Consider the following 15,131-nt stretch of genomic DNA (forward strand, 5'->3'; position numbering starts at 1 on the left):
CAGATGAAATGCACCATGTTCAGCGGGGTTTGAACACAACTACACCATAAGCATCTGGAGAGAGATACTGTTTTGCTGCTTTTATTAACTTAATTGCATCCTGAGAGCGAATATGATTTGGGTAATTCAAAGCTGGTTCTAAATCCCCCATCATAGATTGGTAGTAACCGTATAAACCTGCGCGATCGCTTGGTGTTTCATTAGCAAATATAAATTTGTTGGCTACCCATCGCCCTACACGAGCAATTTCTTTATCAGAAACTAATTCTGTTTGTAGTATACCCATATGTTCAGCGATAGCCTCTTCCACAGCTGGTAAATTTTCCACTGCACATTGAGCAGAAATATAAAACGTTCCTTGTAACTTATTAGTCATATTACTCACGGAAACAGAATTCACCAATCCCCGTTCTTCCCGCAAATCCCTTACCAATCGTGAAGTTTGTCCGTGTCCTAAAATTCCCGCCAAAACATCTAACCCATAGACATTATCTAATTCTCCTAATCCTGGAACCCGCCAAACCATCACTAAACGAGCTTGCTGAAGACCCTCATCAATAAATTCCCTGCGGACAATTTCCGTAAACCTCGGTTCAGGATCAACTGTCACCTGTTGACCCTTAACAGTTAACCGTTGACTATGACCAAATGACTCAGCCACAGTAGCAATTAATTTTTCTACAGGTAAATTACCTACAGCTACGGCGGTAATTGACTCTGGTTGATACCAACTACCATAAAAATCCCGCATTTCCTGGACTTGGAGTTGAGAAATCACCGCTTCTGTACCCAACACTGGACGGCGATAAGGTAACCGCGTAAATGCTGTTTCCATTGCCCGCTTAAATATCCGCCGCCGAGGATTATCTTCAGAACGTCTAATTTCCTCCAAAACCACCAAACGTTCACGTTGAAAACCATCATCAGGAATACTAGCGTTACATACCACGTCCATTTGCAGTGAGGCTAACTCAGCAAAATCCCTAGGAGCAGTGGTTATGTAGAAATGAGTGTAATCTTGACTAGTGACAGCATTGGTCACAGCACCTCTTTCTTCAATTTGACGTTCAAACTCACCAGCGGCCAATCGCTCGGTTCCTTTAAAAATCATATGCTCCAAAAAATGAGCCATGCCATTAATAGCATCAGATTCCACCGCCGAGCCAACATTAATCCACAAACTGAGATTTACAGCTTCAACTGGCATTTGTTCTGCAACTATGGTCAAACCATTGGGTAACTTATGCACTGTGGGGGCATTTATGCGAGAAAATTTTAGCAACGTTGAAGTCATAGCTAGTGAGCATTGAACAGCTTTGTTATTCTTCCATCTTATCTACCAATTCAAATCAGCATCTTAAGTTGTAAAAACTACACAGCTTTTTTCTTTAGAGATGTCGTAAAATTATGAGTAGTAATATTAAAATTTGTAAAGACAAGTATTAATGAGCAATATTTTTACTCACAGGAGCAAATGCCGTGTTGCGGTTATCGGTGCAGGGATAGGAGGACTAACTGCGGCAGCTTTATTAGCCCACCGAGGCTACAGCGTTTTAGTCCTGGACCAAGCCCTAGTACCGGGGGGCTGCGCTTCCACATTTAAACGTCAAGGATTTATCTTTGATGTGGGGGCTACTCAAGTAGCAGGATTAGAACCAGGGGGAATTCATCACCGCATATTCTCAGAATTATCCATAGACTTACCAGAAGCTACACCCTGCGACCCCGCTTGTGCTGTCTATTTACCCGGGGAAACTACACCGATTAACGTCTGGCGGGATCCCAACAAATGGAAAGAAGAACGCCAACGCCAATTTCCCGGTAGTGAACCCTTTTGGCAAATGATGGCAGTGCTATTTGAAGCTAGTTGGCAATTCCAAGCACGAGATCCCGTACTACCACCGCGCAATGTCTGGGATTTATGGCAACTCACCCAAGCAGTGCGCCCCAGTACGTTAATTACCGTACCCTACACATTATTTACTGTTGGCGATGCCTTACGGTTTTACAAACTAGACAATAACCATCGTCTGAGAACATTTTTAGATTTGCAACTCAAACTATATTCCCAAGTAAACGCTGAAGAAACAGCCTTACTGTATGCTGCAACCGCCTTAAGGGTATCCCAACTCCCCCAGGGGCTATTTCATCTACAAGGTAGTATGCAAGTACTAAGCGATGGCCTAGTTGAATCCCTAATCAGAGATGGCGGTAAACTACTAATGCGCCACACTGTAGAACAAATCAACGTAGAAAACAACAAGGCCACCGCCTTAGTCATCAGAAACCAGAAAACAGGGGAAATATCCACAGAACTTGTAGATCATGTAATTGCCAACGTTACCGTCCAGAACCTGGTGCAACTATTAGGAGAAAAAACTCCATCTGGCTATAAAAAGCGAGTAGAAAAATTGCCGCCGGCATCAAGCGCCTTCGTAGTGTATTTAGGTGTAGATATCAGCGCCATTCCGCTAAATTGTCCTCCCCACCTACAATTTTTGTATGATATCAATAAACCCATTAGCGAAAATAATTCTTTATTTGTTTCTGTTAGTCATCCAGGAGACGGACGGGCCCCCGAAGGAAAAGCCACAATTATCGCCTCATCCTTCGTTGATCCTGCACCCTGGTGGGAAACTGAAAATTATCAACAATTGAAACACAAATATACACAACAAGCCATCGCTCATCTTAGCCAACACTTTTACCTCAAACCAGAAACCATCATTTATCAAGAAGCTGCCACACCCCGCACCTTTGCTCATTACACAGGACGCCATCGGGGCATAGTTGGGGGTATTGGTCAAAGAATAGCCACCTTTGGCCCCTTTGGTTTTGCCAATCGGACACCCATCAAACATTTATGGCTAGTGGGGGACTCCACTCATCCAGGAGAAGGTACAGCAGGGGTAAGCTACTCAGCACTGACAGTGGTGAGACAAATTGAAGCACAAACTCCACACTAATAATAGATGGATATAGAGCACTTTCCGGTGTGGTGACATACAGTATTGGCGGGCAAGATGCCCACCCCACAAAAGTTTCGTGATTATGATTTGTACTTCGTAATCACGAAATCTGCTGTAAAACAGCAGAAATGAATTACGAAACAGGAGGAAAACCACTAGTAGCCGGTCAGATTACCTCAATTTTCTTGGCCTTAAAAGTAGTCTTTGAATCCATAAAAGACCCACGGAATTTTGACCGAGAATTAGAATTTGCCCTTTATCAACTGGGTGTTAAAGCACAACAAATATTTCTTCCTGGACACAAAGCTGGAGTTCATTGGCCAGCTTTAATAACAGAAGATTTACTGAGAATTTCCTACGTACCGAAAGCATTTTTTGTAGTATTTGGCAAACCCCATCCACCGTGGGATTAAGGGGAATATAAAACTAACCATTACACCCTCCCAATTCAGTCCCCAATCTATCAAAGTCAGCCTTCAGTAAAACCCTCATCTGACCAAAGTCCCCCAGGGGATAATCACAACTCAAAAACTCCTTCATTTTCTTTGCTCCGCCTGAGGCACAATCGCCACCTTAATAACCTTACGCTCCTTCATATCACAAAACACCTGTTCTAAATCCCCCAGCGATCGCTCTTCACTAATCAACAACTCAAAAGGTATTCTACCACCAGCTATCAGCGCCAAAGCTGCCCGCACATACTCCGGTGTATTATGAAACACACCTTTCAAAGTCAGTTCACTGTAATGTAACCGTTCCGTATTAACCGTAATAGTCGTATCTCGTGGACAACCACCGAACAAATTAACAGTTGCACCAGCACGCCCACAAGCAATGGCAGTTTCCCACACCCCAGGTACGCCAGTGGCCTCAATCACCACATCTGCACCCCGTCCCTGAGTTAATTCTTTCACCACAGCAGGAATATCTGAGATTTGATGATAGTTAAAAGTACGAACTGCACCCAGTTTTCCACCAACTTCCAGCCTGTGGTCATTACCTCCCCACAGCAACACTTCTGTTGTATCAGCCAGAACCGCCACAAACATCAAACCAATAGCCCCATCTCCTAAGACAACCACCCGGTCTTGGGGCTTAATCTGAGAACGAGCCACGCCGTGCAACACACAAGCCAAAGGTTCAGTCATGGATGCTAATGGCAACGGCAAACCATCGGGAATCCTTAACAAATTCTGTTGTACTATTGCCCCAGGAATTTTCAGGTATTCCGCAAAAGTGCCATTGTTCCATATAATATTAGGACACAAGGAATACTCTCGCCGTTGACAAAAAAAGCATTTCATGCAAGGCGCAGAATTATTAGCAACAACGCGATCGCCCACCCGCCAATCAGTTACACCAGCACCCACCGCCACAATTTCCCCAGCGCCCTCATGACCAAACAGCGTAGGTAGTGTCAGCATTTTCGCATGACCACCACGCCGCCACACCTTCAAATCGGTGCCACAGGTTGTCGCTGCACCCACCGCTATTACTACCTCACCAGGTTCCGGAGTGGGGTCAACAACTTTTTCCAAACGTAAATCTTCTCGACCGTAGAGTAAAGCTGCCAACACAGCCGACGACCTAACTAATTAGCATCCTCTTAGTGTATCACATTGCGACCAAACAAAACAGTCATCTACCCACTTACTCCCTTAATGTTCCTTGATGCACTCCAATATTGCGAGTTTCCACAGAGGAATTATGCCCAGGAATTGTTGTCAATAAAGGCACCTCTTGCCTGCAAGATTGGCAAAACCAATATACTTCTCCATGACGGACATGACGCAGGAGGTAACCACCGCAACACAGACAAGTGTTAGCTCTCATATTCATACCTATATCCTCATTATTATGTTTAAAAATTTGCAGAAAAACTTGTTAATTAAAACAAACTTTAATAGAATTACACTTAACAGAAATATAGCCAAATATTTATAGCTTTATAACGAGAAAACCTTACTAAGCTAACCACAAGCTCCTCCCTGGACTTTACATCAAACCTAGAATCCCCAACCACCTTTCTTAATATATTTAAGCAAGGGTTTAAATCTGCTCAACACTTCCTTTTCTTATGGGATTTCCATGAACCTCACTCACACTGGTGAGAGCAACTCTCCTTAACTTCACCTTCAACCACCACAACTGCATTTTAAAACATCAATTCAAACATCAATTCAAACATTAGCAACAGCCACACACCAGCTACACTTCCAGTGTATAGCTTACCTTATAATAGTTGCATCTACCTTGGGGATCATCCTAATATAATAACTTTTGGTAGCTATACTGACAAAATATAGGATTCTGTAAATGTGAATACTAAAAACATAATAAAATGTCAACTTTTATCACAAACATCTTGCGCAAACTTCAAATATTTGTAAAAAACCTACATCAAAAATTAACATACTAATAATAATAAATCACCAATGAAAATAGTCACCTGGAATGTCAACTCAATTCGCATTCGCTTAGAACAAGTCATCTTCTGGTTAAATCAAAATCCCATCGATATCCTCTGCTTGCAAGAAACAAAAGTCATAGACCCAGAATTTCCGCGATCGCCCTTTGAAAAACTAGGATATTATGTTTATTCATCCGGTCAAAAAGCCTATAACGGCGTAGCCCTAATAAGTAGCCAGCCACTAAAGGATGTCAGCGTGGGTTTCACCCCCATTTTACCCAACATCGAGCCGGCATGGGACCTGCAAAAGCGAGTCATCACAGGAGTAATTGATAGCATTCGCATTGTAAACTTATATGTACCCAACGGTTCAGCATTAGGAAGCGACAAATATGAATTCAAGCTGAATTGGCTAAAAGTACTACACCATTACTTACAAACCCTTTTACCGTCACAGCCTAAAATCTGTATGTGTGGCGACTTCAACATCGCCTTAGCAGCGGAAGACATCTACCAAAAAACTAATTTAGACAATCACATCATGGCATCGGAACCAGAGCGCCAAGCCTTACGAGACATTCTAGATTTAGGATTTGCCGATGCCTTTCGTAAATTTACCACTGAAGGCGGACACTACAGTTGGTGGGACTATCGCGCCGGAGCATTTAGGCGTAATATGGGGTGGAGAATTGACCACCATTACCTCACACCAATTCTCTATGAACAAGCCAAAAGCTGCATCATTGATGTGAACCCCAGAAAATCACCCCAACCCAGCGACCATACACCAGTAATTCTTGAAATTTAGCAAACCCCTCCAGAGTAACCTCCACAACTTCAACTGTACCCTTGCTTCATTGTGAGAGTATGTAACATTAGGGTGTAGATAGAATTCATCACCAAAAATCCTTATGTTTCTAGTCAGTGGAGCAACAGGAGGAATTGGTCGCCGAATTGTGCGACTTCTACGCCTACAAGAAAAATCGGTACGAGCATTTGTCCGCCTCACCTCGTCTTACAGCGAGCTAGAACACCGAGGAGCAGAAATATTCATTGGTGACTTGCGGCGAGACAAAGATATTGAAAAAGCTTGTCAGAGTGTGGATTACATTATCAGCACCCACGGTTCTCACAGCGACCCCTTATCCCTAGACTATCGCGCCAACATTGAACTCATCGATCAAGCAAAAGCCAATGAAATAAAGCATTTTGTATTTATTTCCGTACTGGGAGCCGAACGAGGTTATGAAGACGCTCCCCTATTCAAAGCCAAACGAGCAGTAGAAAAATATCTAGCAGCTAGTGGCTTGAATTACACTATTTTACGCCCAGCTGGATTAGCATCAAACCTACTACCACTAGCAGAAAACTTTCGTCAAACAGGCCTGTATTTACTCATCGGTGACCCCAAAAACCGCACCTCAATTGTGAGTACCGATGATTTAGCAAAAATAGCAGTAGATTCAGTCACAGTTGAAAGCGCACGCAACCAAATATTACCAGTGGGAGGCCCAGAAATTTTATTGCGTGAAGATATTCCCCAAATTTTTAGTCGCATTTTCCAGAAAAAACCAGTAGTAATTAACTCACCTTTATTCCTTGTTGATGGGTTACGAAGCGCCTTGAGCTTATTGGACCCCCAAGGAGAAAAAACCCTGGGAACCTATCGTACATTACTATGCAATGAATTTTTCTGTAAAACAGAAGAAATAGCTAACTTGGAGAAAATTTTCAATTTTCACTTAGAAACTTTAGAAAATTTTCTGCGCCGATATCTAGCTATTTGAATTAACCACTAGGGACTAGGGAATAGAGTATATCAAATAGATTTTCCCACACTCTACTCCCCAGTTCTTAACTCCCAGTCCTTTAATAATCGAAAGTTTTACAAAATTTTATGAAATATTCCTTAATTGCAAACGCTCCTCAAGCACGACAAACAAAACAACAATTTGCCAAACCAGAAGACCAACTCTCTTATGAATTAGGTCAAGCTGTACAAGAATTACCACCCCTATATACCAGAGTTTTAGCAGCAACACTCAGCTTCGTCGTATTCGGAACCCTAGCCTGGGCAAATTTTTCACAAATAGATGAAGTAGCCATCGCCCCAGGAGAATTAATCCCCTCAACTCAAGTCCGACCAGTGACATCTTTAGACAATGGGTCAATTTTAAAAGTCAAAGTAAAAGAAGGCGACCACGTTACCAAAGGTCAAAATTTAATTCAACGCGACCCAGACCTAAAACAAATAGATGTAACACGCCTGGGTAAATCTGCTCAATTGATTACCGAAGACTTAAACCGTTTGCAAGCAGAACGCATCGGCTCCAAAACCACTGGAACAAAACTACAAGATGAACTGTTAGAATCCCGTCTTGCAGATTACCAAGCACGTCAAGCCGTAGCAGAAGCAGAAGCAAATCGCCAACTAGCAATTATTGCTCAAGCAAAACAACGCCAACAACGATTGCAAGAAAACCTCAAAAATGCCCAAACCAGCCAAGAAAATGCCCAAGCCAACGTAATTAATGCAGAAAACGTCATTGCAGAAATTGCCAAAAATATTACCATCGCCGAAGAAAGAGAAAAAAATCTCCGCACCCTGATTAGTCCTGGAGCATTACCAAGAATTGATTACTTAGAAGCCCAAGAAAGACTAAATCGCGCCAACACAGAAATGATGAGAGCAAAGGTTGAAGCAACTAACGCCAAAAGTAGAATAACAGAAATTCAAGATAAAGTAGCCTCGTTAACCAAAGATATTGCAGCCCAAGCCCAAGAAATTCGCCAAGCACAACAAGCCCACCAGGGAGTGCGCCAGCAGATGCAGCGTTTAGCATCCGAGCGCCAAAGCGAAATTTTAACTCAAATTCAACAGCGCCAACAAGAACTTACCAACATTAACGGTCAATTAGAACAAGCAAGAAAGCAGCAAGCCGGGGAAACAATCACAGCCCCAGTAGCAGGTACAATTTACAAAATCAAAGCCACCCAAGGACCTATACAAGTAGGTGAAGAATTACTATCAATTTTGCCCACTGGTGAAGAAATATTACTAGAAGTAAAAGTCCTCAACCGCGACATTGGATTCATTCGTCCAGGAATGAAAGCAAAAGTCAAAATGGCAACTTTTCCTTTTCAAGAATTTGGCACTATTGATGGTACAGTGGTGCAAATCAGCCCAAACGCAGTGGTCGATGAAGAATTAGGTTTAGTTTTCCCCACCAGAATAGAGCTAAATCAACACTCAATTAATGTCCGGGGCGAAGAAATTCCCCTCACACCGGGAATGGCTGCTAATGGTGAAATCGTCACTCGTCAAAAATCTATCTTAACTTTCATCATCGAGCCTGTAACTCGCAGATTTAGTCAAGCTTTTTCCGTCAGGTAATTGTCCAGCACCTTGCACAGAACCTGAAATACAGAGATAAATCATAAAAGCCTCATACAACTTTTATGGGGTGGGTACTTACCCCCCCTGATACTTAGTTAGATAAAATATACTATATGTTGACTGTTGACTGTCCAAGTTATGCGTCGGTGATACAAAGTTTGAGCAATTAATGACTCTATTGTTAATAGACAATGAACTTTATCTAGGTAAAACGCGAAAATTGTAAATTTTTATTGCAGGATTCAACACTTCTGATGCTATATATAGTGTGGCTCAATAAACCACCAAGCTAAATATCACCAACTTCCTAAACAAGTCAGTGAGCTAAACAGTACAATCAAAAATCAGGAAACAATTTTCTAAATTCTTCCATTACCTGCTGCCATTGATTCATAACTTTGTTAATATCCTTCAAATCCAGATTATTTTCCTCAACATCATCAACAGAAGAAATACCACAATTCATACTACCGAAAGTCTTTAAAATACTATCTTCATATCGAAATTCTCTCTCCATTCCTGAACTTATTGATAAACTTCTCATTGTAAAGGAAGAAGTAGAAAGCAAATTAGAAATTCCTGTATTCCTATCAATTAAACCTGTGACTTCCAATTTTCTATTCATGGGATTCGCTGATGTACTATTCCCTAACACTTCCACAACTGTTTGAGAAAATACAGAAGTAATATTAAATGAATCAAAACCGGCTATTTGTGTACTATTTTCAGCTGTTTCTATAACCATCTGCCGGATTTCACCATCACTCAAATTAGGATTAGCACTTAACATCAAAGCAACCACACCAGCAACGTGAGGAGTAGCCATAGATGTGCCACTATATTCGGCATAATTATTACCAGGAACCGTAGAATAAACACCAACCCCAGGAGCAGTTACATAAGGAAAGGAATTCATCCCCGGTTTATTAGAGAAATTAGCCATCTTATTGTTACTATCAACCGCCCCCACAGCTAACCCCCATTTATCAGCATAGCGGGCTGGATAAGAAACAAAGGGGTAACTATTGTTACCTGCTGCCATGACAACCACAGCACCTTCACCACTGGCATATTCAATAGCAGCTTTTATTTTGCCATTAGGAAAATTACCACCCAGACTGAGATTGATTACCTTAGCCCCATTATTCACGGCATAGTAAATACCATCAGCAACGGAACTATTGTAACTCATTCCTTCATCATTCAATACTTTTACTGCCATAACCTTGGCATCATAGGCAATACCAGTAACACCAAGATTATTCTTCTCCCCGGCAATAGTCCCAGCTACGTGGGTCCCATGACCATTAATATCTTTCACATTATTACTGTTGTCAGTAAAATTCCAGCCCTGAACATCATCAACATAGCCATTACCATCATCATCTATCCCATTACCAGCAATTTCCCCCGAATTAGTCCAAATGTTATTATTTAAATCTACGTGGTTGTAATCAATGCCAGTATCTAACACAGCGACAATCACACCTTGACCCGTGTATCCCTGGGCCCAAGCTGATGGAGCTTTAACCAAATCTGCTCCCCAATTGTTACCACCAACACCAGGAACATCAGCAAAAGTATTTTGATTCCCAGCCCTAGCCACTGCGCCAGCAGCATTAATTAAACCATACCCAGAATTGGAACTATAGTTAGCACTCCTCGCAGACATGGTAGTAACATCACTAGCTAAATTAAAGCTGCTGTTACCATTGAAACTAAAAGTACAGTTATTCTCTCTAGCAAAAGCATCTTGTAAACAAATACCAGTAAAATTTAGGTTGTCTTGAGGAAACAAATTCTGATTGTTATCATCCATGGGCATATATCTTTTATCCTCAAACAAACTATTTAATTAAACTATTTAATTTGGCTTTATTTGCCAACTACCTACACCACAGGTTTTCCAAGGTGTCTTTCACCTCTTATACACAAATTAATATGAAATCAAATAGTAAAATGACATTGTTTTTACAAAAGTCTCATGGTCAAATGGCCATCCCACTAGCGCCACTAAACTACATTCCTCAATGCACCAGTGAACCATCACCGAAGTTCTATCCAAATCCCTCAAATCCTCATTCTTATGTTTTGAACCTCGGTCGCTTACTGTATAAGGGTTTGAGGGTTTTTGTTAATATGCTCAAGTCCATTTCAGCCGTTAAATTTCCTGAACTTCGGAAACTGCCTCTAGACTCATTACAGGGTAAGGGTTTAAAATGGGGGAGTCGCTTCCCTTAGGGGAAGTGGAATTAATGGAAACCGACCCCACCCGTGGGCAGAGTCTCCTAGCATATGCTGTCGCTTCCCTTAGGGGAAGTGGAATTAATGGAAACTTGGGCGTTGGGGAGGTTCTCACCTCCCCGGATAGTCGCTTCCCTTAGGGGAAGTGGAATTAATGGAAACTTGTGTCGGTTCCTGAGACGGCCACTCTTATAGAGTCGCTTCCCTTAGGGGAAGTGGAATTAATGGAAACGGAAGGACACTGGCATACCGGACACTACTAGGAGTGTTAGTCGCTTCCCTTAGGGGAAGTGGAATTAATGGAAACAGTTTTTTACATTGTTCCGGGCTTATTTTATTGCTGGGTCGCTTCCCTTAGGGGAAGTGGAATTAATGGAAACAGAAACACGAGGAAGAGCCGAGTAATTTGGAGCGGATAGAGTCGCTTCCCTTAGGGGAAGTGGAATTAATGGAAACACATACTTTGCAATTTCAATTGCTTCCTGGTTTTTGTCGCTTCCCTTAGGGGAAGTGGAATTAATGGAAACTGTCAATACGTATTCGAAAAATTTTTCGATACTCAGGTCGCTTCCCTTAGGGGAAGTGGAATTAATGGAAACTAGGGATGTGCCCCTCCAACATACCCCGTCATAGCTAAGTCGCTTCCCTTAGGGGAAGTGGAATTAATGGAAACCCACCTGGAACCAATCTGTGACTTCCTTGCTTTTCCTGTCGCTTCCCTTAGGGGAAGTGGAATTAATGGAAACTAACCGTGTCACTGTGCCCGATAAAGGAGTGGAAACCATCTACAGTCGCTTCCCTTAGGGGAAGTGGAATTAATGGAAACCTGATGCCTTGAACCAAGCATTGAGAGATGATGAAGTCGCTTCCCTTAGGGGAAGTGGAATTAATGGAAACGGATAGAAATATATTCTTGTTTTTGAGTAGTTGCTGTAAGTCGCTTCCCTTAGGGGAAGTGGAATTAATGGAAACATTCTTGGCAACCCCAAGGACTTTGTTAACGTTAAGGTCGCTTCCCTTAGGGGAAGTGGAATTAATGGAAACGCCATAGTGGCCGCTTTTTAACCCTACGTTATTAAGTCGCTTCCCTTAGGGGAAGTGGAATTAATGGAAACTCAGACGAATACTTAGACTTTTGGGAAAAAGCCAAATCCGTCGCTTCCCTTAGGGGAAGTGGAATTAATGGAAACGTGGTATGCGTCATACCCTACAAAAGCGACTATGGCTGTCGCTTCCCTTAGGGGAAGTGGAATTAATGGAAACACCCGGATATTTGCGTTCTAAGGACTCTATATACATAGGGTTCAAGTCGCTTCCCTTAGGGGAAGTGGAATTAATGGAAACAATCCCAGATAAATTGCGCCGTCATCCAGATTTTCTAGTCGCTTCCCTTAGGGGAAGTGGAATTAATGGAAACTCAGAGGTGTTAAAGAAATCTATATTATCCAAAGATGTCGCTTCCCTTAGGGGAAGTGGAATTAATGGAAACGGGACGTATTGCAATACGTCCCTACGAATATTGGAAATCGCTTCCCTTAGGGGAAGTGGAATTAAGTGTAATTACTTTTATCGTTGGACTCTATAATCCATTCCATTCCTTCTGGTGCTGTATCTGTTATTTCCTTGGGAAGTGGTCTTCTATAGCGGAAAGAATAAAGAATATCTCTAAGATTCTTAGCTGACTTAATATTTAATTCAGCAGCAATTTCTACAAGTTCGTTACGGTGAAAGTTAAAACTTTGTAATCCTTTTTTGTAATGACGATGAAAAATGCCAGTAATTATTCGATTGTATTTGCCTTCTCTACCTATCCAGACACCTCTCTGCAAATACACTATTTTTTATAAGTATTTTTATAAAGTTAAGTATTTTTATAAAGTGTTAAATATAGGTTTAAAAGTCAAAGGTAAATATACTGAAGAATATAAGTATTAATTTATTTTTATCCAGAAGTGTTGAATCCTGCAATAAAAATTTACAATTTTTGCGTTTTACCGAGATAAAGTTCATTGTCTATTAAGAATAGAGTCATTAATTGCTCAAATTTTGTATCACCGACGCAGAACTTGGACAATCAACAGTCAACATTTTTATCCTTATATTTTTTATCTTATATTTTTAGTTGCAAATTAATAAAGCTCTATTTACATAGATAGAAAATCATAATTAAAATACTACAAACAATAACAAGAGATATCACTGAATAATATTTTTGGCATATCTGTTCTTATTGTTGATATTTTAATTTAAGAGTGGCATAGTTAGTCGTCAAATAACATACGCAAGCTTATTACTTCTTGTTCTAGGCTCTATAACACGCGGATGTACACCAAAAAGTTTAGCTGCTCTTGACATATCAAGAGTTAGTAGAGAAACATCTCCTAATGGTTTTACCATATCCCTATAAGATGGCTCTATACCTAAAGCTTTTATGATTTCTAACGCCACTGCTTTAGCTAAAAGAGGTGGAACAGAGTTTCCGATTTGTCTAAATCCATGCCATTTAGTACTATGAAATCTAAACCAATCTGGATAAGAATGGAGGCGTGCTGCCTCACGTACAGTGATACATCTTGGAGTAAAGGGATGGATTGGTCTAGGAGAAGTGTAAGCACCTCGATTACTAGGTGTTCCTGCTCTTAATGTATTACATATACCTTCTGGATCAAGTTTCAAGAAACGACTTATAGGCTCTGTTTTACCATGTGGTGTAGACTTAAATCTTTGAATGGATTCTAGACTATGTTGTGTTCTTAAACTTGAGGTAAGAATTCTGGAATCATATTTACGTTCATATAAATAATTATTTTCTGTATAACAAAGTCCACGAAGTTTTCTAGCATAATTACTTGGCTTACCAAAATCTGCAACAACCCAGTCTTTTTCATATAATTCTACATAATTTTCTACTTCAGGAAGGTCTTTAATAGCCTCCCATACTGTAGGACTTGACGGCAGATTGTCATTTAAATTTGATTTATTTATTTTTGGTATTTTTGTAATTGGTTCTGGATAATTTGGAAGTTCTAAATCCTGACGACAACCTATTAAGAATAACCTCTCACGATTCTGGGGCACTCCATATCTAGCAGCATTCAAAACTTGGTATTCGGTGGGAACTTTGTAACCGCTTTTTTCAAATTTGTCAATAATTTCTGCTATAAATACTTTGTGTTTTCCTACTGTCATTCCTTTGACATTTTCAAGGACAAATACTTGTGGCTGCAACTCTAAAACTAGCCTAATAAAATGAAAAACTAAGGAATTTCTTGGATCATCAAGACATCGCTTACCTATTAATGAAAAACCCTGGCAGGGCGGTCCACCAAAAACTACATCAATTTCTCTATCTCCTATGAGGGAATAATTTCTAATTTCTTCACCTTTAACATCAACAATATCTTTACATAAAATCTCCCAAAAAGGAAAATTAAATTTATGTATTGCACAATGAATTGGATCGATTTCAACAGATGCAAGTACATCAAATCCCGCCTGTTCAAAACCAAGAGTCATGCCACCAACACCAGCAAACAAATCGACAGCAATAGGTCGTTGATTTTTTCTCATAATAATCACTATATGCTTTTAGAGTTATGCACAAACCCAACTAATAACTCTTGGTTTATTATCCCATTTAATTTATAGTTTTATGAATAAAACTATAAATAAATTTTTATTGGCGGACATTTTTGTTAATTTATCTAAAGAATATTGGGATATAAAGTCAGTGAAAAGTATCAATTATTTTTCTTTTGTAAGAATATACTGTAATTCTTCCATAGTAGTGGCTGCACTTAGGATTTTAAGGGAATAAGGTAGATTATACCAATCATTAAAAATGCTTAATTCAACGTTTTTATCATAGTTTTCGCTGGGAATCCAAGCTTCCTGAATCCCTCGAAGTAAAAAAGCTGGTTTCTTTGCAACCTTATCTTTAGCCATAGCTTCTTTGACAGAAATGTTGACTGTTGACTGTTGACTGTTAACTGTCCAAGTTGTGCGTCGGTGATACAAAATTTGAGCAATTAATGACTCTATTCTTAATAGACAATGAACTTTATCTGGGTAAAACGCAAAAATTGTAAATTTTTATTGCAGGATTCAACAC

The 15,131-nt window shown here is 40.5% G+C and carries 10 protein-coding genes, 1 pseudogene and 1 CRISPR repeat array; of the genes and pseudogenes, 5 read left to right on the plus strand and 6 right to left on the minus strand.

The genetic code is table 11. The features are described from left to right. Positions 1 to 19 precede the first annotated feature (19 nt). Entirely contained in the window at positions 20 to 1,294 is a 1,275-nt protein-coding gene (locus NWP25_RS15010) for a M16 family metallopeptidase (protein WP_280657717.1), read from the minus strand. A 151-nt stretch (positions 1,295 to 1,445) separates the two neighbouring features. Here NWP25_RS15010 and crtD point away from each other — a divergent pair, with 151 nt between their 5' ends. Continuing rightward, on the plus strand, positions 1,446 to 2,966 hold the full coding sequence (crtD, locus tag NWP25_RS15015; RefSeq protein ID WP_280699702.1) for a C-3',4' desaturase CrtD: 1,521 nt from the start codon (positions 1,446 to 1,448) through the stop codon (positions 2,964 to 2,966). 149 nt (positions 2,967 to 3,115) lie between these two features. Then, positions 3,116 to 3,393: pseudogene (locus tag NWP25_RS15020) on the plus strand (Dethiobiotin synthetase); the annotation flags it as partial. Between the two features lie 112 nt (positions 3,394 to 3,505). On the opposite strand, the gene NWP25_RS15025 reads toward NWP25_RS15020, so the two are convergent. Both NWP25_RS15025 and NWP25_RS15030 read right to left on the minus strand, forming a co-directional pair. Beyond that, the gene (locus NWP25_RS15025) at positions 3,506 to 4,546 is read right to left on the minus strand and encodes a zinc-dependent alcohol dehydrogenase (RefSeq protein ID WP_280651577.1); all 1,041 of its coding nucleotides are present in this window, start codon (positions 4,544 to 4,546) and stop codon (positions 3,506 to 3,508) included. 73 nt (positions 4,547 to 4,619) lie between these two features. Next, a complete protein-coding gene (locus NWP25_RS15030; RefSeq protein WP_280657715.1) occupies positions 4,620 to 4,808 on the minus strand; it encodes a hypothetical protein in 189 nt (62 codons plus the stop codon). Between the two features lie 596 nt (positions 4,809 to 5,404). Between NWP25_RS15030 and xth the strand changes: the two genes are divergently transcribed. The 3 genes from xth (at position 5,405) to NWP25_RS15045 (ending at position 8,773) form a co-directional block, all read left to right on the plus strand. Continuing rightward, positions 5,405 to 6,187 (plus strand): exodeoxyribonuclease III, encoded by a 783-nt coding sequence (gene xth, locus NWP25_RS15035; RefSeq protein WP_280699704.1) that lies wholly within the window; start codon positions 5,405 to 5,407, stop codon positions 6,185 to 6,187. A gap of 103 nt (positions 6,188 to 6,290) precedes the next feature. Beyond that, complete coding sequence (locus NWP25_RS15040) at positions 6,291 to 7,166, plus strand: SDR family oxidoreductase (protein ID WP_280651580.1); 876 nt, start codon at positions 6,291 to 6,293, stop codon at positions 7,164 to 7,166. Positions 7,167 to 7,276: 110 nt separating this feature from the next. Beyond that, positions 7,277 to 8,773, plus strand: coding sequence for an HlyD family efflux transporter periplasmic adaptor subunit (locus NWP25_RS15045; protein WP_280651581.1), 1,497 nt, complete (start codon positions 7,277 to 7,279; stop codon positions 8,771 to 8,773). Positions 8,774 to 9,113: 340 nt separating this feature from the next. On the opposite strand, the gene NWP25_RS15050 is transcribed toward NWP25_RS15045, so the two are convergent. From NWP25_RS15050 to NWP25_RS15060, 3 genes are all read right to left on the minus strand, one after another. Continuing rightward, positions 9,114 to 10,601 carry a S8 family peptidase gene (locus tag NWP25_RS15050; protein ID WP_280699706.1) on the minus strand — a complete coding sequence of 496 codons (1,488 nt, stop codon included), beginning with the start codon at positions 10,599 to 10,601 and terminating at the stop codon, positions 9,114 to 9,116. A gap of 402 nt (positions 10,602 to 11,003) precedes the next feature. Next, positions 11,004 to 12,581: direct repeats of the CRISPR family, unit length 36 nt; unit sequence GTCGCTTCCCTTAGGGGAAGTGGAATTAATGGAAAC. A 707-nt stretch (positions 12,582 to 13,288) separates the two neighbouring features. Beyond that, positions 13,289 to 14,590, minus strand: coding sequence for a DNA cytosine methyltransferase (locus NWP25_RS15055; RefSeq protein WP_280699708.1), 1,302 nt, complete (start codon positions 14,588 to 14,590; stop codon positions 13,289 to 13,291). Positions 14,591 to 14,764: 174 nt separating this feature from the next. Further along, positions 14,765 to 14,965: a hypothetical protein gene (locus NWP25_RS15060; RefSeq protein ID WP_280699709.1), complete on the minus strand. Its 201-nt coding sequence runs from the start codon at positions 14,963 to 14,965 to the stop codon at positions 14,765 to 14,767. Positions 14,966 to 15,131 lie beyond the last annotated feature (166 nt).

This window comes from Umezakia ovalisporum Ak1311 (assembly GCF_029891685.1).
Taxonomy (GTDB): domain Bacteria; phylum Cyanobacteriota; class Cyanobacteriia; order Cyanobacteriales; family Nostocaceae; genus Umezakia; species Umezakia ovalisporum.

Bases quoted from the DNA above. Each gene is read 5' to 3' on its own strand.
- NWP25_RS15010 (WP_280657717.1), bottom strand. From the start codon at position 1,294: ATGACTTCAACGTTGCTAAAATTTTCTCGCATAAATGCCCCCACAGTG.
- crtD (WP_280699702.1), top strand. From the start codon at position 1,446: ATGAGCAATATTTTTACTCACAGGAGCAAATGCCGTGTTGCGGTTATC.
- NWP25_RS15030 (WP_280657715.1), bottom strand. From the start codon at position 4,808: ATGAATATGAGAGCTAACACTTGTCTGTGTTGCGGTGGTTACCTCCTG.
- xth (WP_280699704.1), top strand. From the start codon at position 5,405: ATGAAAATAGTCACCTGGAATGTCAACTCAATTCGCATTCGCTTAGAA.
- NWP25_RS15040 (WP_280651580.1), top strand. From the start codon at position 6,291: ATGTTTCTAGTCAGTGGAGCAACAGGAGGAATTGGTCGCCGAATTGTG.
- NWP25_RS15045 (WP_280651581.1), top strand. From the start codon at position 7,277: ATGAAATATTCCTTAATTGCAAACGCTCCTCAAGCACGACAAACAAAA.
- NWP25_RS15050 (WP_280699706.1), bottom strand. From the start codon at position 10,601: ATGCCCATGGATGATAACAATCAGAATTTGTTTCCTCAAGACAACCTA.
- NWP25_RS15055 (WP_280699708.1), bottom strand. From the start codon at position 14,590: ATGAGAAAAAATCAACGACCTATTGCTGTCGATTTGTTTGCTGGTGTT.
- NWP25_RS15060 (WP_280699709.1), bottom strand. From the start codon at position 14,965: ATGGCTAAAGATAAGGTTGCAAAGAAACCAGCTTTTTTACTTCGAGGG.